At 66.9% G+C, this 17261-nt stretch carries 15 protein-coding genes; 12 read left to right on the forward strand and 3 right to left on the reverse strand.

Annotated elements, in window-relative coordinates:
* Positions 1–59: 59 nt before the first annotated feature.
* From EFAMC1_RS01685 to EFAMC1_RS01695, 3 genes are read right to left on the reverse strand one after another with little or no spacing between them, the layout of a single operon-like run.
* The gene (locus EFAMC1_RS01685) at positions 60–1982 is read right to left on the reverse strand and encodes an ABC transporter ATP-binding protein (protein WP_222838606.1); all 1923 of its coding nucleotides are present in this window, start codon (positions 1980–1982) and stop codon (positions 60–62) included.
* Positions 1975–3747 (reverse strand): ABC transporter ATP-binding protein, encoded by a 1773-nt coding sequence (locus EFAMC1_RS01690; protein WP_154052612.1) that lies wholly within the window; start codon positions 3745–3747, stop codon positions 1975–1977. The genes EFAMC1_RS01685 and EFAMC1_RS01690 overlap by 8 nt, the downstream gene beginning before the upstream one ends.
* Positions 3740–4267 carry a MarR family winged helix-turn-helix transcriptional regulator gene (locus tag EFAMC1_RS01695; RefSeq protein ID WP_154052613.1) on the reverse strand — a complete coding sequence of 176 codons (528 nt, stop codon included), beginning with the start codon at positions 4265–4267 and terminating at the stop codon, positions 3740–3742. The genes EFAMC1_RS01690 and EFAMC1_RS01695 overlap by 8 nt, the downstream gene beginning before the upstream one ends.
* Before the next feature lie 489 nt (positions 4268–4756).
* On the opposite strand from EFAMC1_RS01695, the gene EFAMC1_RS01700 reads away from it, so the two are divergent.
* From EFAMC1_RS01700 to EFAMC1_RS01755, 12 genes are all read left to right on the forward strand, one after another.
* On the forward strand, positions 4757–5698 hold the full coding sequence (locus EFAMC1_RS01700; RefSeq protein ID WP_222838607.1) for a phosphate ABC transporter substrate-binding protein: 942 nt from the start codon (positions 4757–4759) through the stop codon (positions 5696–5698).
* Positions 5699–5914: 216 nt separating this feature from the next.
* Complete coding sequence (pstC, locus tag EFAMC1_RS01705; RefSeq protein WP_154052614.1) at positions 5915–6817, forward strand: phosphate ABC transporter permease subunit PstC; 903 nt, start codon at positions 5915–5917, stop codon at positions 6815–6817.
* A complete protein-coding gene (gene pstA / locus EFAMC1_RS01710; protein ID WP_154052615.1) occupies positions 6810–7757 on the forward strand; it encodes a phosphate ABC transporter permease PstA in 948 nt (315 codons plus the stop codon). Before pstC ends, pstA begins: the two co-directional genes overlap by 8 nt.
* Positions 7754–8566, forward strand: coding sequence for a phosphate ABC transporter ATP-binding protein PstB (gene pstB, locus EFAMC1_RS01715; protein WP_154052616.1), 813 nt, complete (start codon positions 7754–7756; stop codon positions 8564–8566). Before pstA ends, pstB (EFAMC1_RS01715) begins: the two co-directional genes overlap by 4 nt.
* A 38-nt stretch (positions 8567–8604) precedes the next feature.
* Positions 8605–9372, forward strand: a complete 768-nt coding sequence (gene pstB, locus EFAMC1_RS01720) for a phosphate ABC transporter ATP-binding protein PstB (protein WP_410054780.1) — start codon at positions 8605–8607, stop codon at positions 9370–9372.
* Positions 9372–10058, forward strand: coding sequence for a phosphate signaling complex PhoU family protein (locus EFAMC1_RS01725; protein WP_154052618.1), 687 nt, complete (start codon positions 9372–9374; stop codon positions 10056–10058). The genes pstB (EFAMC1_RS01720) and EFAMC1_RS01725 overlap by 1 nt, the downstream gene beginning before the upstream one ends.
* 11 nt (positions 10059–10069) lie before the next feature.
* Complete coding sequence (locus EFAMC1_RS01730; protein ID WP_222838608.1) at positions 10070–10780, forward strand: response regulator transcription factor; 711 nt, start codon at positions 10070–10072, stop codon at positions 10778–10780.
* Position 10781: 1 nt separating this feature from the next.
* The gene (locus EFAMC1_RS01735) at positions 10782–12218 is read left to right on the forward strand and encodes an ATP-binding protein (protein WP_154052619.1); all 1437 of its coding nucleotides are present in this window, start codon (positions 10782–10784) and stop codon (positions 12216–12218) included.
* Between the two features lie 268 nt (positions 12219–12486).
* Positions 12487–14520 (forward strand): class I tRNA ligase family protein, encoded by a 2034-nt coding sequence (locus EFAMC1_RS01740; RefSeq protein WP_154052620.1) that lies wholly within the window; start codon positions 12487–12489, stop codon positions 14518–14520.
* A 96-nt stretch (positions 14521–14616) separates the two neighbouring features.
* On the forward strand, positions 14617–16200 hold the full coding sequence (locus tag EFAMC1_RS01745) for an alpha/beta fold hydrolase (RefSeq protein WP_187324493.1): 1584 nt from the start codon (positions 14617–14619) through the stop codon (positions 16198–16200).
* Positions 16197–16766, forward strand: a complete 570-nt coding sequence (locus EFAMC1_RS01750; RefSeq protein ID WP_187324494.1) for a DUF3267 domain-containing protein — start codon at positions 16197–16199, stop codon at positions 16764–16766. Before EFAMC1_RS01745 ends, EFAMC1_RS01750 begins: the two co-directional genes overlap by 4 nt.
* Positions 16767–16925: 159 nt before the next feature.
* Positions 16926–17225 carry a hypothetical protein gene (locus EFAMC1_RS01755; RefSeq protein ID WP_154052623.1) on the forward strand — a complete coding sequence of 100 codons (300 nt, stop codon included), beginning with the start codon at positions 16926–16928 and terminating at the stop codon, positions 17223–17225.
* The last annotated feature ends 36 nt before the right edge of the window (positions 17226–17261 follow it).

The following is a 17261-nucleotide window of genomic DNA, read 5'->3' on the forward strand; positions in this document are numbered from 1 at the left end:
GCGCCCGCAGGCTGAGCCTGCGGGCGCCCCTGTCGTGAGCCGTCGCGTAACCGCAGCCGCTACTCGAGCTCGAACGCGCCCGTGTAGAGCTGGTAGTAGTAGCCCTTCTTGGCGATGAGCTCGTCGTGCGTGCCGCGCTCGATGACGCGGCCGTGGTCGAGCACGATGATGACGTCGGAGTTGCGCACGGTCGAGAGCCGGTGCGCGATCACGAACGTGGTGCGCCCCTGCATGAGTGCGTCCATGCCGCGCTGCACGATGGCCTCGGTGCGCGTGTCGATCGAGCTCGTGGCCTCGTCGAGGATCATCGCGGGTGGGTCGGCCACCGCGGCCCGCGCGATCGAGATCAGCTGGCGCTGGCCCTGCGAGAGCTGCGAGCCGTTGTCGGTGAGCATGGTCTCGTAGCCCTGCGGCAGGCGCTCGATGAAGTCGTCGGCGCCGGCGAGCCTCGCGGCCTCCATGCACTCGGCATCGGTCGCGTCGAGCTTGCCGTAGCGGATGTTGTCCATCACGGTGCCCGTGAAAAGGTTCACGTCCTGCAGCACCACGCCAAGCGAGCGGCGCAGGTCGTCCTTGCGGATCTTGTTCACGTTGATGCCGTCGTAGCGGATCTTGCCGTCGGCGATGTCATAGAAGCGGTTGATGAGGTTGGTGATCGTGGTCTTGCCCGCGCCCGTGGCGCCCACGAAGGCCACCTTCTGGCCGGGCTTGGCGTACACGCTCACGTCGTGCAGCACCTCGTGGCCGGGCACGTACGAGAAATCCACGTGCTCCATGCGCACGTCGCCGCGAAGCGGCACGTAGTCCACGGTGCCCGAGTCCTTGTGTGGGTGCTTCCAGGCCCAGAGCCCCGTGTGCCTCTCGCTCTCCACCAGCTCGCCGTGCTCGACGGCCATGTTCACGAGCGTCACGTAGCCCGAGTCCTGCTCGACCGGCTCGTCGAGCAGTTCGAAGATGCGCTCGGCGCCGGCAAGGCCCATGACCACGAAGTTGATCTGCATCGACACCTGGCCGATCTGCGTGGCGAACTGCTTGGTCATGTTGAGGAACGGCACGGCCACGGCGATGGTGAGCGGCAGGCCCGAGAAGCTCAGGTTGGGCGCGTGCGCCGAGATGAGCGCGCCGGCCGCGATGGCCACGATCACGTAGAGCAGGTTGCCGAGGTTCATGAGGATGGGCATGAGGGTGTTGGAGTAGCTGTTGGCCTTGCGGGCGGCGTCCTCCCACTCCTCGTTGATCTTGGCGAAGTCGGCCGCGGCCTCGTCCTCGTGGCAGAAGACCTTGATGACGCGCTCGCCGGCCATGAACTCCTCGACCGAGCCCTCGAGCTTGGCCACGGCGCGCTGCTGGCGCATGAAGTTCTTGGCCGAGCGCCCGCCGAGGAAGCGCGTGGCGGCGGCCATGAGCAGTGCGCCCGCGATGACCACGAGCGCCATCGGCGCGCTGTAGTAGAACATGATGATCGTGACAGAGATCATGATGAGGCTCGTGAGCAGGAGCTGCGGCAGCGACTGCGAGATCATCATGCGCATGGCGTCGATGTCGTTGGTGTAGTAGCTCATGACGTCGCCGTGCTGGTGCGTGTCGAAGTAGCGGATCGGCAGGGCCTGCATGTGGTTGAACATGGCACAGCGGAACTTCTTGAGCGAGCCCTGCGTGATGTAGGCCATGGCCTGCGTCCAGAACACGCTCACGGCGATGCCAATCAGGTAGAACACCACGAGCATGGCGACGTTTTCGAGCACGCTGGCGGCGACGGAGTCCCAGTCGCCGGTCGTCCAGGAGTCCTGGACGATGGTGAGCACGCGCTCCATGAAGACGTTGGGGATGGTCTGCACGATGCCGTTCGCGATGATGCACACGATCACCGCGGGCAGAAGCACCGGGTAGAAGCCCAAGAGCATCTTGAGCACGCGCAGGGCGGTCCTGCCCATGTGGCGCTTGGCCGGCATCTGGCCCTGGCCCTTGCTCTGGCTAGGCATCCTTGACCTCCTCCATCTCGATGGCCTTCTCGTCGTGGCTCTGCTTGTTCTGGGACATGTACACCTCGCGGTAGATCTCGCTCGTGCGCAGTAGCTCTTCGTGCGTGCCGATGGCCGAGATGCGGCCGTCGTCCATCACGATGATGCGGTCGGCGTCCTCGACCGAGCCCGTTCGCTGGGCGATGAAGATCTTGGTCGTGCCGGGCAGGTACGCCTCGAGGCCCTCGCGGATGAGCTTGTCGGTCTTGGTGTCCACGGCGCTCGTGGAGTCGTCGAGGATGAGGACCTTGGGGTGCTTGAGCAGCGCGCGGGCGATGCAGAGGCGCTGCTTCTGGCCGCCGGACACGTTGCTGCCGCCCTGCTCGATCCTGTGGTCGTAGCCGTCGGCAAAGCCGCTCACGAACTCGTCGGCCTGGGCGAGGCGGGCCGCCTCGCGCACCTCCTCGTCGGTGGCATCTGGGTTGCCCCAGCGCAGGTTCTCGGCGATGGTGCCGCTGAACAGCACGTTCTTCTGGAGCACCATGGCCACCTGGTTGCGCAGGGCCTCGACGTCGTAGTCGCGCACGTCGCGGCCGCCCACGCGCACCACGCCCTCGGTGGCGTCGTAGAGGCGTGGGATGAGCTGCACGAGGCTCGACTTGGAGCTGCCCGTCGAGCCGATGATGCCGATCGTCTCGCCGCTTTTGATGTGCAGGTCGACGTCGACGAGGGCCTCGCGCCTGCGGTTGCCGCCGTAGGAGAAGCCCACGTGGTCGAAGTCAATCGATCCGTCGGCCACCTCGGTGACGGCGTCCTCGGGGCTCACGATCTGGGGCTTGGCGACGAGCACCTCGCAGATGCGCTCGGCGCCCTCCTCGGCGATGGTGATCATGGCGAAGACCATCGACACCATCATGAGGCTCATGAGGATCATGAAGCCGTAGGTGATGAGCGAGGAGAACTGGCCCACGTCGATGAGCTGGCCCCTCGTGGAGATGATGGCGTAGGCGCCGAGACCGATGACCGAGGCCATGACCACGTAGATGGCGAAGTTCATGACGGGCATGTTGAGCGCCAGGATGCGCTCGGCGCGCGTGAAGTCGCGGCGCACATCCTCGGCGGCGGTGCCGAACTTGTTCTTCTCGTAGCCCTCGCGCACGAAGCTCTTGACCACGCGGATGCCGGAGAGGTTCTCCTCGGCGCTCTCGTTCAGGGCGTCGTACTTCTTGAAGATGCGGCGGAAGATCGGGTGGACCACCTTGACGATGGCGATGAGCGCCACCGCGAGGAGGGGCACCACGGCCAGGAAGATGAACGCGAGCCAGCCGCCCATCATGTAGGCCATGAAGAGCGCGAAGACGAGCATGAGCGGGCAGCGGATGGCCGTGCGGATGATCTGCATGTAGGCCATCTGCACGTTCATGACGTCGGTGGTGAGGCGCGTCACGAGGCTGGAGTTGCTGAAGCGGTCGATGGTGGCGAAGTCGAAGGTCTGGATGTTGGCGAACATGTCGCGGCGCAGGTTCTTCGAGAAGCCCACCGAGGCCTTCGAGCAGGTGATGCCGGCCGCGGCGCCAAAGGCGAGCGACACGAGGGCCATGAGGGCAAGGATGGCGCCCTCGCCGAGCAGGGAGCCCATCTCGGCGCCTGCCTTGACCTGGTCGATGAGCACGGCCGTGCGGTACGGGATCATGACCTCGAACAGCACCTCGCCGGTGACGAGCAGGGGGGTGGCGATGGCCGCGCCCTTGTACTCGCCGATGCTCTTTGCGAGGGTCTTAATCATCCAGTGACCTCCAATGCTGCTTGATGCGTACGAGCACGCCCTCGAGCTGGGCGCGCTCTTCCTGTGTGAGGCACGAGAAGGCTTCGGCACGGAACCGCTCGCGGTCGAGCTGGTCCTCGTCAGCCTGCGTGTGGCCCTCCTCGGTGAGGCGAACGACGAGCTGCCGGCGGTCGTTGGGGTCGCGGGTGCGCTCGATGAGGCCTGCCTCCTCGGCCTTGGCGAGCACCTCCGAGAGCGAGCCCGCCTTGAGCTCGAAGCGGCTCGCGAGCTCGCGTTGGGCCATCTGGCCGCCGTGCTTGCGCAGCGTGCACAGGATGGGCGCGCGCCCGGAGCGACCGCCGCCGTGGACGTGCAGGTAGTGGCCGCAGAAGCCGAGGCTGTCCAGGATGTGGGCGCACTGGCGCTCGAGAGGGTCGGCGATGTCCATCCAGCGGGGCCGGGCCGTGTCGGCGGGCTTGGGCTGGGCGTCCGCGTCGCCGGCGACGTCGTCTGCCGCGCCGTTACTTCTGTCGTCTTCCATGCTCCTCCCTTCCTTTGAGTCGTGTCGTGGGCAAGCGCCCACCTCTCTTTGTCGGAGGCATGCTACGCCCCTCTTGCTCATTAGTCAAGGTACCTAACAATATGGCACCTCAAGTTGAGGGAACCTAACAGTTAGTATACGAACATCCCTTTGGGCGCAGGAGGCGAAGCCGGGGTGCGCCGGACGGACCAGGTCCGGGGGCCGGGGATGCCGCGCGTCTGGGGGAGGCTTGCCTCGCAGAGGCCCTCACCTCACCGCGCCATGGCGGCACGAGTCTTGATTCGCGCGCCTGCCCTGACCCCGCATGACGTATGAGTGCATGGCTAAGTGTCAGCGAATGTCATGGGAATGTAAAGACGCGTTACGCGAGCGTAAGGGCTGGGGAATCGCGCGAATCGGGCGGTGGGCGGCACGTAGCATCCAGCATGGATGTGGGAAGGCCGCATGGGAGTGGACGGGCCTTCCCAAAAACTCGAAAGAAGGAGAACTATGCGCACGGATATGTCTCGTCGTCAGTTCCTCGGTCTCGCTGGTGGCCTCGCCGCCGTCGCGGGCCTCGGTCTCGTTGGTTGCGGCGGCGGTTCCAACGCCGGTACCGCTGCCACGTCCGGCGCTGCCGAGAAGTCGCTCTCTGGCTCCATCAGCTGCTCCGGCGCTACGTCGTTCCAGCCGCTCGTCGAGGACGCCGCCAACGCCTTCCAGGACGCCAACCCTGACGTGACCATCTCCATTAGCGCCGGCGGCTCTGGCCAGGGCCTCTCCGACATCAAGGACGGCAAGGTCCAGATTGGCCGTTCCGACGTCTTCGCCGAGAACAAGCTCGAGGCTGCCGACGTCGAGAAGCTTGTCGACAACCAGGTCTGCATCACCGGCATGGGCCCCGTCGTGAACAAGAACGTCGCCATCGACGACATCACGACCGAGCAGCTCAAGAGCATCTTCACCGGTGCCGTGACCGACTGGAGCCAGATCGACTCCAAGCTCTCCGGCCCCATCCAGGTCATCAACCGCAAGCCCGGCTCCGGCACCCGTGCCACCTTCGAGGACGCCGTGCTCCAGGGCACCAAGGTCCCCGACTCCTTCAAGCCGATCGCCGAGGAGGACTCCTCGGGCACCGTCGTCGAGAAGGTCTCCCAGACCGACGGCGCCATCTCCTACCTCTCCTTCAACTACTTCGATGACTCCAAGTTCAAGGCCCTCAAGGTCGACGGCGTGGAGCCCACGAAGGAGAACGTCGAGACCGGCGACTTCAAGATCTGGTCCTACGAGCACATGTACACCTCGAAGGATGCCGACGAGGCCACCAAGGCGTTCATCGACTACATGCTCTCCGATGACGTCCAGGGCAAGCTCGTCGAGAAGGACGGCTTCATCCCTCTGACCGGCATGAAGGTCAAGAAGGACGCCAAGGGCACCATCTCCCAGAAGTAGCACCCTTTCTCTCTCCCTTGCGGGGCGCTCCAGTCTGTCGTGGGTTGGGGCGCCCCGTTCTCATGAATGAAGGGGACGTGACAATGGAACGCGCCCCGGGCCGGAGGGCCAGGAGTCGCTTCCTCGAAAGCGTGGGAGACGAGCGCGCAGACGGGCGCCCTCCCCGAGGCGACCAGGACCCGTTCCCTTGTCACGTCCAACTAGAAAGGTCAATCAATGGCAAAGCAGTTGCTACCTAAGCGCCGCCTCGAGAACGTGGGTCTCGGGCTAACGGGCGCCTGCGTCGCGCTGGTGGCCATCGTGGTGCTGACGCTCATCGTCATGGTGGCCCAGCAGGGCCTCACCACGTTCATCGGCGACGGCATCAACATCGGCGCCTTCCTTTCGGGCCAGAACTGGATCCCCACCGATGACAAGTTCGGCGCCCTGCCGCTCATCGTGGGCTCCTTCTCCGTGACGCTGCTCTCGACCATCTTCGCCCTGCCGATCGCGCTCGGCAGCGCCATCTTCGTGGTCGAGGTCCAGCCCGTCTTTGGCCGCAAGGTCTTTCAGCCGCTCGTGGAGCTGCTCGTCGGCATCCCGTCGGTCGTCTACGGCCTGCTCGGCCTCTCCGTCATCAACCCGCTCATGGTCGCCATCTTCGGCTCTGCCGCCGGCACCGGCGCGGGCATCCTGTCCGGCGCGCTCGTGCTGGCCGTCATGATCCTCCCGACGGTCACCACGCTCTCCATCGACGCGCTCGCCGCGGTGCCCAACCAGTACCGCGAGGGCTCCTTCGCCCTCGGCTGCACCCGCTGGCAGACCGTGTGGCACGTGGTCCTCAAGAGTGCGCTGCCCTCGCTCATGACCGCCGTCATCCTGGGCATGACCCGCGCCTTCGGCGAGACGCTCGCCGTGCAGATGGTCATCGGCGGTGTCGAGAAGGCCATGCCGACGAGCCTGCTCGACCCGGCGGCCACGCTCACCACGGCCCTCACGAGCGGCCTGGCCAACGCCACCACGGGCTCCATCCAGTACCACGCCCTCTGGAGCCTCGGCCTGCTGCTCCTGATCATGTCCCTGTTCTTCATCCTCGTCATCCACATCATCGGGAAGAGGGGTGCCAAGGCTAATGGCTAACGAAACCTCCTCCGTCACCACGGTGGGTGGCAAGGCGGTCGACCTCTCCGCGCATGCCACCAAGATCGGCAAGCAGGATAAGGTCGCCACGGTCATCCTGACCGTCATCGTGGGCCTCGTGCTTGCGCTGCTCGCGGCTATCGTGATCTACATCCTGGCCGAGGGCCTCTGGAAGGTGTTCCAGCCGGGCTTCTTGACCAACCCGTCCAACAACAAGGAGCTCCCGGGCATCGCCTTCCAGCTCTTCGACTCGTTCTACATGCTGATCATCACCCTGATCATCTCGGTGCCCATCTCGCTCGGCGGCGCCATCTTCCTCGTGGAGTACGCGCCTGAGAACTGGGTCACCTCCGCGGCCTCCACGGCCATCGAGACCCTGTCCTCGCTGCCGTCCATCGTCGTCGGCATGTTCGGCTCGCTGTTCTTCGTGGTCTACCTCGGCTGGGGCATCTCGATCCTCGCCGGCTGCCTGGCCCTCACGATGTTCAACATCCCGATCCTCGTCCGCGTCATCCAGCAGGCCCTCGAGGACGTGCCGCGCTCGCAGCGTGACGCCGGTCTGGCCCTCGGCCTCACCCGTTGGGAGACTACGCTGAACGTCTTGCTCCCGAGCGCCATGCCCGCCATCGTCACCGGCATCGTCATCTTCGCCGGCCGCGTGTTCGGCGAGGCCGCTGCCCTGATCTTCACGTCCGGCTCTGCCGCCGCGCGCCTCAACTTCGCGAGCACCAACTTCGCGAGCCCCACGAACCCGTGGAACATCTTCCGTCCTGCCGAGACGCTGGCCGTGCACATCTGGAAGCTCAAGATGGAGCCCTCGCCCGGCAACGACGAGATCGTCTGGGGCACGGCTGCGGTCCTGATCATCTGCGTCCTTCTGTTCAACGTCCTTGCCCGAGTCCTCGGCAAGGCACTCGCGAGGAAGCTGACGAGCGAATGAGCGACAACACCAACACGGCGACCGCCAAGGCCCAGGAGGGCACGCAGAACCACCTGCTCTCCACGCGCAACGTGACGGTTCGCTATGACCACACCAAGGAGGCCCTGCACCCCACGAGCCTCGACTTCGACGCAGGCTGCGTCACGGCCCTCATCGGCCCCTCGGGCTGTGGCAAGTCGACGTTCCTGCGCTGCCTCAACCTCATGAACCGCGAGATTCCACGCTGCGACATCGGCGGCGAGATCCTCTACCACGGGCGCAACATCAACACGAAGGAAGAGAACACCTTCGAGCTGCGCAAGTCCATCGGCATGGTGTTCCAGCAGCCGACGCCGTTCCACAAGTCTATCCGCGAGAACATCCTGTTCGCGCCGAAGCGCCACGGCCGCGTCAAGAGCCGCGAGGAGGGCGACGAGCTCGTCGAGACGTCGCTCAAGCAGGCGGCCCTCTGGGACGAGGTCAAGGACAAGCTCGGCCAGAGCGGCTGGGGCCTCTCCGGCGGCCAGCAGCAGCGCCTCTGCATCGCGCGCACCCTGGCCATGAAGCCCGACGTGATCCTGTTCGACGAGCCCTGCTCGGCCTTGGACCCGATCTCGACCTTCGCGGTCGAGGAGACGATCCGCTCCATCGCCGATTCGGGCATCTGCGTCGCCATCGTGACGCATAACATGGAGCAGGCCACGCGCGTTTCCGACCGCACCGCCTTCTTCTACGTGGGCGACATGGTCGAGACGGGCACCACGAAGCAGATCTTCTCGGCGCCGAAGGACCAGCGCCTGTCGGACTACCTGAGCGGAAGGTTTGGCTGATGGAGATTACCAAGGAGTTCGACCAGGCTGAGCACCGTATGATCGATGGCGTGCCGAGCGCGCTCTCGATCAGCGACTTCAACCTGTGGTACGACAACGGCGGCTTCCAGGCGCTCAAGCACATCAACCTGGAGATTCCGGAGAAGCGCGCCACGGCCTTCATCGGCCCGTCCGGCTGCGGCAAGTCCACGTTGCTACGCACGTTCAACCGCATGTGCGACTTCGTCGGGGGCGTCAAGGTCGAGGGACTCATCAAGTTCCGCGGCGAGGACATCTTCAAGATGGACGCCAACGCGCTGCGCGTGCACGTGGGCATGGTGTTCCAGCACCCCAACCCCTTCCCGATGAGCATCCGTGACAACATCCTCTACGGTCCCAACCGCATGAGGAAGCTCACGAAGGAGGAGGGCGACGACATCTGCGAGCAGACGCTCACCGAGGCCGCCCTCTGGGACGAGGTCAAGGACACGCTCGACAAGAGCGGCCTGGGCCTCTCCGGCGGCCAGCAGCAGCGCCTCTGCATCGCCCGCGCGCTTGCCACCAACCCCGACGTGCTGCTCATGGACGAGCCCACGAGCGCCCTCGACCCCATCTCCACCCTCGTGGTCGAGGACCTCATGAAGAAGCTCTCCCAGAACCACACCGTGGTTGTCGTGACGCACAACATGCAGCAGGCCACCCGCGTGGCCGACAAGACGGCTTTCTTCTACCTTGGCGAGCTCATCGAGGCCGGCCCCACCAAGGAGCTGTTCTCGAACCCCAAGGAGAAGCGTACGGTCGAATACCTGACAGGGAGGTTCAGCTGATGGCACGTCTCGAATTTAGCAAGCAGCTCAACGACATGGAGGCGCTCGTCAAGCGCTTTGGCGACAAGGCATCCTCCGACGTCCGCGCCGCGGGCCTCGCCGCCACCGGCGACAAGGGCGCCGAGACCGGCATCCTCGAGGGGCGCAAGGCCGCCGAGCGCCTTCGTTCCAACATCGAGAGCACCTGCCTCGACACGATGCTGCTCCAGCAGCCGCTCGTGGGCGCCGACCTGCGCTTCGTGTCCGCCACCTTCCGTATCGTGAGCGACCTTGCCCAGATCGACTCCATGTGCCGCGACGTGGCCTTCATCGAGTCCGAGCTCTCCAAGAAGGCCTCTGACCGCCTCTCCGACACCTTCATGAGCATGAGCGCCCGTGCCGCCGCGATGGTCGACAGCGCCGTCGACGCCTTCTGCACCGCCGATGCCGACAAGGCCCGCGAGGTCATCTCCTCCGACGACGACCTTGACCGCCTGTACTCCGAGGCCGAGGACATCGTGGTCGAGCTCATCAAGGCCGGAAAGCCCAGCCCCAAGAGCCTGCCCGAGCTGCTCATGATCGCCAAGTACTTCGAGCGCATGGGCGACCACGCCCAGCGCATCTCGGATTGGGCGGTGTTCCGCGCCACCGGAGAGCGTATCCTTAGCGTGGGCGACCACGACGCTGACGAGGTTCAGGGCGAGTAGGGAGCCTTTCCATGCAACCTACTCAGCAGGGGAACAACCGCGTGATCTACTACGTCGAGGACGAGAAGAACATCCGCGAGCTCACCGTCTACGCGCTTGCGCAGGCGGGCATCGAGGCCAAGGGCCTGCCCGACGACGCCGCCTTTCGGCGGGCCTGCGCCGAGCGCGTGCCCGACGCGGTGCTTCTCGACATCATGCTGCCCGACACCGACGGCCTGCAGATCCTGCATCGCATCCGTCAGACGCCCGGGCTCTCCAACGTGCCGGTCATGATGCTCACCGCCCGCGACTCGGAGCTGGACACCGTGACCGCGCTTGATGACGGGGCGGATGACTACCTCGCCAAGCCCTTTGGCATGATGGAGATGGTGAGCCGCGTGCGTGCGCTGCTGCGTCGAGCACCCGCGCGCAGCGCCGCCGACGACGCGGCCGACACGCTCGAGGTGGGGCCGCTCTCGGTGTCTCCCTCGCGCCACGAGGCCACGTGTGACGGCAAGCCGCTCAACCTCACGTTGCGCGAGTTCGACCTCCTCGCGTTTCTCATGCGCTCGCCCGGCGTGGTGTTCAACCGTGAGACCCTGCTTCAGCGCGTCTGGGGCTGGGACTTTGACGGCGGAAGCCGTACGGTGGACGTTCATGTCCAGACGCTTCGCCAGAAGCTGGGCGACAACTCCGGCCTCATCGAGACCGTTCGCGGGGTGGGCTACCGACTGAAGGGCTAGCATGGCCGACGTTTCCCAAGTTTCCAAAGACAAGGTGCGTTCCAATGCGGCTGGCGCTCGGGTTGTCCCCGGGCGCCAGCCCTCGCTTGTGCGCAGGGTGTTCCTGTCGCTTGCCGTGGTCTCCACGGTGGCGTCGCTCGTGGTGATGGTGCTTGCGACCTCCATCTACCAGTCGACGGCGCTGGGCGACACGGGCCGCATGCTCGATGCCGAGGCGGCGCTCATCCAGTCGATGCTCGACGGCAACGAGCACGACGCCGACAAGCTTGCCGGCATGAGCCTGGGCGACATGCGCGTGACCCTCGTGGAGCCCGACGGAACCGTGGCCTATGACAACCAGGGCAACGTGGACGACATGCCCAACCACGAGACGCGTCCCGAGATTGCCGAGGCGCTGGAGACGGGGTCGGGCTCTGCCGAGCGCGAGAGCGCGACGGTGGGACGCGTGAGCATCTACCGAGCGCTTCGCCTGGACGACGGCAGCGTGGTGCGCGTCTCGGTCGACCGCGACGGGGCGCTCGCGGCCATCTCGCACGACCTGCTTGCGGTGGCGCTCATCGTGGCCGTGGTGGTGCTGGCCTGCTGGGTGGTGGCCCGCTTTGTGACCGACCGCATCATGCGCCCGGTGCTCTCCATCGACTCGGCCAACCCGGACCCCAACTCCTCCTATCGCGAGCTGTGTCCGCTCCTGCAGCGCATCTCCGACCAGATGGACGTGCTCAAGGACGCCGACCTCATGCGCCGCGAGTTCACCGCCAACGTGACGCACGAGCTCAAGACGCCGCTCTCGTCCATCTCCGCCGCTTCCGAGCTCATTCGCGACGGCATCGCGCGTCCCTCCGACGTTCCCGAGTTTGCGGGGCGCATCTACGACGAGGCACGCCACATGACCGACCTCGTGAACGACATCCTCATCCTTTCCAAGCTGGACGAGTCGGAGCGCTCGCGCGACCGTGACCTGGTGGGCAAGCCCGAGCCGGTCGACCTCAACCAGCGTCTGCTCGAGGTGTGCGCCCGCCTGGCGCCCGTGGCCGACTCCGCCGACGTGACGCTCGAGTGCTCGGGCGACCCCGTGATCGTGCGCGGCAACCCGCGGCTGCTCGACGAGTTGGCCTACAACCTCTGCGACAACGCGATTCGCTACAACCGCAAGGGCGGCTCGGTGACGGGCTGGGTGGGCCTCGTGGACGGGGCGCCGGTGCTGCGCGTCTCCGACACGGGCGTGGGCATTCCGGCCGACATGCAGCGGAAGGTCTTCGAGCGCTTCTTCCGCGTGGACTCGAGCCGCGCGCGCCAGACCGGCGGCACGGGCCTGGGCCTTGCCATCGTCAAGCACGCGGCCGCCTATCACGGTGCCAAGATCCGCCTCGAGAGCCAGGTGGGCGTGGGCACCACGATCACCGTCCTGTTCCCCAAGGGCTCCCTCGTCAACCTCTAGCCGTCACACTTTCTTCCGGATGATTTGTCACATTTTCATTGTGGCCGGTTCTGTCGTGACCGTTTTTCGCCTCGTGTGCATCCCATTCTGGATGATGCGTCGCGCTTGCCGGCCGACATCGTGGAAACGAATCACGGGAAGCGCGACCATCGCGAAAATGTGACATATCATCCGGAAGGAAACGTGACGAAGGTGGATGGCGCGTGATGCAGGGCGGGGCGTTTAGTGCGAGAATAGCCAAGCTATCGAATCCTGGAGAGAGGCCCGCATGAGCACCGAAGCTACCGCACCCGAGCGTCCCCACTTCCCGGCGCGTGCCGTCGTCACGGCCGGCATGCCCTATGGCAACAAGGACCTGCACTTCGGCCACGTCGGCGGCGTCTTCGTACCGGCCGACTTCTTCGCCCGCTTCCTGCGCGACCGCATCGGCGCCGAGAACGTGCTGTTCGTCTCGGGCACGGACTGCTTCGGCTCGCCCATCATGGAGGGCTACCGCAAGCTCACCGAGGCCGGCGAGTTCTCCGGCACCATCACCGACTACGTGCGCGGCCACCACGACAACCAGAAGGCCGCGCTCGACGCGTACGAGATCTCGCTCGATATCTACGCGGGCTCCGGGCTGGACCCGGCCAAGCCCTTCCACGCCAGGCTCTCCGACGAGTGGATTCGCCGCCTCTTCGAGGCGGGCGCCCTCAAGAAGCGTTCCACGCTGCAGTTCTACGACACCGAGGCCCAGACGTTCCTGAACGGCCGCCAGGTCATCGGTCGCTGCCCCGTGCGCGGCTGCAAGTCCGAGAAGGCTTACGCAGACGAGTGCGACCTGGGCCACCAGTTCGACCCGGAGGAGCTCATCAACCCGGTCTCGCAGCTCACGGGCACCAAGCCCGAGCTTCGTCCCTGCGACAACTGGTACTTCGACCTGCCCGCCTTCCAGAGGGCCCTCGAGGACCTCATGGACGAGTGGGACGCCGACCCGCAGGTGCGAGACGTCGTCATCAAGACGGTGCGCGAGAGCCTCGTGGCCCCCGTCATCTACATCAAGAACGAGCTGCGCGAGGCGTTCGATGCTGTGGCCGAGAAGCTCCCCGCCCACACCGTCCATGCGGCTGAGGGCAACGCCACGAGCTTCTCGGTGGAGTTTGCCGACTGGGAGGAGCGCGACAGCGCCCGCGAGGTGCTTGAGGCGCACAAGATCCGCTTCCGCACGGGCAAGTGCCTGCTGCCGTTCCGCATCACGGGCAACATCGAGTGGGGCGTGCCCGCGCCCGAGCTCGACGGTGTGGGCGGGCTCACCGTGTGGTGCTGGCCCGAGAGCCTCTGGGCGCCCATCTCCTTCGTGCAGACGGCGCTTGCCGAGGGTGCTCCCGGGCGCTACTCCTCGACCGACTGGCATGACTGGTGGTGCGCGGACGACGCCCGTGTCTTCCAGTTCATCGGCCAGGACAACATCTATTTCTACTGCGTGGCCCAGCCGGCCATGTGGGAGGCGCTGGGCTGGGGTCTCAAGCAGACCACGCCGGTGGCCAACTACCACATCCTGTTCATGAACAAGAAGGCCTCGAGCTCGGGCGCCATAAAACCGCCCATGGCCGCGGAGCTCCTCGAGCACTACACGGCCGAGCAGCTGCGCGCCCACTGGCTGAGCCTGGCGCTCGACGCCAAGGCCGTGAGCTTCTCGCCCAAACCCTACGACACGAGCGTGTCGCGCAAGGGCAAGGCCGGCGCGCCCGACCTGCTCGTCAGGGACGACCCGCGCGTGGTGGACCCGGCCCTCAAGGAGAGCGCCTTCCTCACGAACATCTTCAACCGCCTCGCGCGCTCGTGCTTCTACGGCGCGGCCAAGGCCTGCGGGGCGCACCTGCCGGCCGTCGAGGCGTCCGACGAGGTGGTCGAGGGGTGCCGCGAGGCCACGCTGGCCTTTGAGCGCACCGTCTACGACATGGACTTCCACGGCGCCCTTGCGGCGGTGGAGGAGTTCTGCCGCGCCGCCAACAAGCGTTGGGACGCGGCGAGCAGGGCGGCCGGCGACGACGCCGAGGCCTACGTGGCTGCGCTGGCGAACGCGTTTGCCGAGCTCAGGACCACGGCGCTGCTCATGCACGCGGCCGTTCCGGCGGGCTGCGAGCTGGTGGCCGAGCACATGGGCTTCTCCGAGCGAGACTTCTTCGGCTGGGAGCACGCGCTCGAGACGCCACGACAGCTGGCCGCCTCGCTCGGCGAGGACCCGAGTGACCACGAGATCGTGGAGCTGCCGCCGCGCTTCGACTTCTTCCGCAAGCACGAGAGCCAGTACAGGAAGTAGGGCCGCCGCGAGGGTGGCTGCGGACGGGGCCCGTTGCGGGTCCCGTCTTTTTTGATGGGCCTTGGGCGGGCCGTTGGTTGGCGAGTTGGAGGAGACGTGACACCTACCTGCAGCGTCGAGGTTCCCATGGGCGACGGTGCCCGCGTGGCGGCGTTTGTCTATGCGCCGGCGGGCGTGCGTGACGTTCCGGGCACCCCGTTTGCCGTGACGTGGCGGCCGGCCCCCGTGGTCGTGCTCCACGGAAACGGCGAGGACCACGCCCACATGCTCGACGTCATCGCCCCGCTTGCGCGGGGGCGCAGCATCATCGCGATTGACTCGCGCGGCCAGGGCGCCTCCGGGCGGGGGAGCGAGCCGCTCGCCTACGAGCTCATGGCGGCTGACGCGCTCGAGGTCATGAGCCGGCTCGGCGTCACGCAGGCCCACGTGCTCGGGTTCTCCGATGGCGGCATCGTGGGGCTCCTGCTCGCGCGCGACGCGGCGAGTCGGGTGCTCTCGCTCACGTGCCTGGGGGCCAACCTGGAGCCGGAGGGCCTCACGCGTGCCTCCCGTCTGGGCATGCAGGTGGCGCTGACGGGGCTTGCGCCCGTGGAGCGGGTGGGCAGGGTCGTGGGAGACGGGCTTCGCTCGCTTCGCGGGGGTGCGGCTGCCGGCGACGTACCCGCGGATGGCGATGTTGCCTCCTGCCGCCCCTTCGACGACGGCCCGGACGCCGCGCCCCATCCCTGCGAGGCGACGGGCGAGCCGGAGCGCTACTCGGAGACGGAGCTCCTGCGCCTCATGCTCGAGCAACCGCACATCGAGGCGGCGTCGCTCGCGGCCGTGCGCTGCCCCGCTTGCGTGATGACGGGCGAGCGCGACCTCATCCGGCCGGAGGAGACGCACCGCATCGCCGAGGCACTTCCCGGCTCGCGGCTCGTGGTGGTGGACGGCGCGGGGCACGACCTGCCCCACGATGCCCCGGAGTGCGTCGTGGCCGAGGCGGAGAGGACCATGACGGCGGGGGAGCGCCCCATCCGTGACCTGCCGCTCGTTGCATGGCATGGCAATGCGCCGCAGGTCACGGGTGTGGCCGGTAGTATGGAGGTCGTGCCGGCCACGGCGGCCGACGAGGCCGACGTCCTTGCCCTCTACGACAGGCTCATGGACTCGTGCGAGGTCTCCGGCCGGGAGACCTGCGGCTGGCGGCGCGGCTTCTGGCCGCTGCCCGACGAGGTGAGCCGGCGCCTGCGTGCGGGGGAGACGTGGGTCGCCGTCTCGCGTGATCCAGCGGCTCCGCATCGCGTTCTCGGCGTCATGTCGCTCGACGACGACTTTGGCCTGCCCGGGGTCGAGCCGGACTGGGAGCCGCTTCGGCCTCGCGAGGCGCTGACCTGCCACCTGCTCGCGGTCGACCCGGACGAGCGGGGCCAGGGCGTGGCCCGCGCGCTGCTCGCGCGCTATGCGGACGAGGCGATCCGGCGCGGCTGCAGGGCGCTCCGCATCAACACGAGCCCGCAGAGTCTCTCGAACCGCCTGTACCACGAGCTGGGCTTCACCCTGCACAAGCCGGTGTGGTTTCCCTACGAGGGGCTTGCGCTCAGCAGCTGGACGAACGTCTACGAGCTCAGGCTCGACGGCGGGGACGCACGGCAGCCCCGCGTGCCCGAGCGCTCCCGCGAAGCAGGAGGATGCGCATGAGGACCATCCGTGACATCGACTTTCTTGGGGACGAGGAGCTGCGCGGGCGGCTCTATCACTGGTCGCTCGCCATCCTTGGCCTGGGCCTTCTTGGCGGTGTTGCCCTGTGCCTGTCGGGCGGCGCGAACCCGCCTGCGGAGGCCGCGCACCTCGCCGTCGCGGGCGGCCTCGGCTGGCTCCTCTGGCTTGTCGCCCTCGCGGTCGTCTCCATCGTGGCGCTGCCTGTGCACGAGCTCGTCCACGCGCTCTACTTTCGCCTGTTTGGCGGCCCTGGCACGAAGGTGACCTTTGGCTGCCAGGCGGGCATGCTCTATGCGGGCTGCCCCGGCCTCGTGCTCGAGCGCGACCGGTTCTGCATCGTCCTCGCGGCGCCGGCACTCGTCCTGAGCGCGGCTCTCCTGGGGGTCGGCTCGCTTCTCGACCTGCCGCTCCTCGGCTACGTGGCGTTCGTGCTGCACCTCTCGGGCTGTGCCGGCGACCTGCTCGCCATCTGGGAGATCCGCCGCGAGCGCTCCTGCGTCCGCTGCGAGGACACGGAGCGCGGCGTGCGCTTGCTGGGCGTCTAGCCTTGCTTGCGGCATCGTCCCGCGCTGACGCCCGCCCCGCGCTGACGCCTGCACCTCTCGGCCCGCCCCGAGTCCCTCGAGACGTACGTCCGCGAGTTTGACGTCACGGTCTGCGAGCAGGGCTTCATCGGGGCGTTCGCCGGTGGCCAGTCGGCCCGCGTGCCGTGGTTTGCGCTCACGGGCGATGACGCAGCCTGCGACTTTGGCCACGTCTTCACGGCTGACGATAGCAAGAACAGCTCGATGCTCTTCAACATGCTGGGCATCAACGCCTACCTGCGTGAGGGCCTCGAGAGCGAGCCGCTACCCGTTCCGGCCGCGGCCGTCCAGGCCAACCCCGAGCTGCTCGGGACCATCGCCGAGCGCATCAAGCGGAGCCGCGAGAAGTATGGCGCCCGAGGCAAGCACGCCGAGGACGAGGCGGCCAACAGGGAGCTGAGCGCCTGGCTCGAGGGCTAGGCCCTAGTCTCCCGCCCACGCCGGGAATGATGCCCG

It is taken from the genome of Olsenella uli (assembly GCF_901212675.1).
GTDB lineage: Bacteria > Actinomycetota > Coriobacteriia > Coriobacteriales > Atopobiaceae > Parolsenella > Parolsenella uli_B.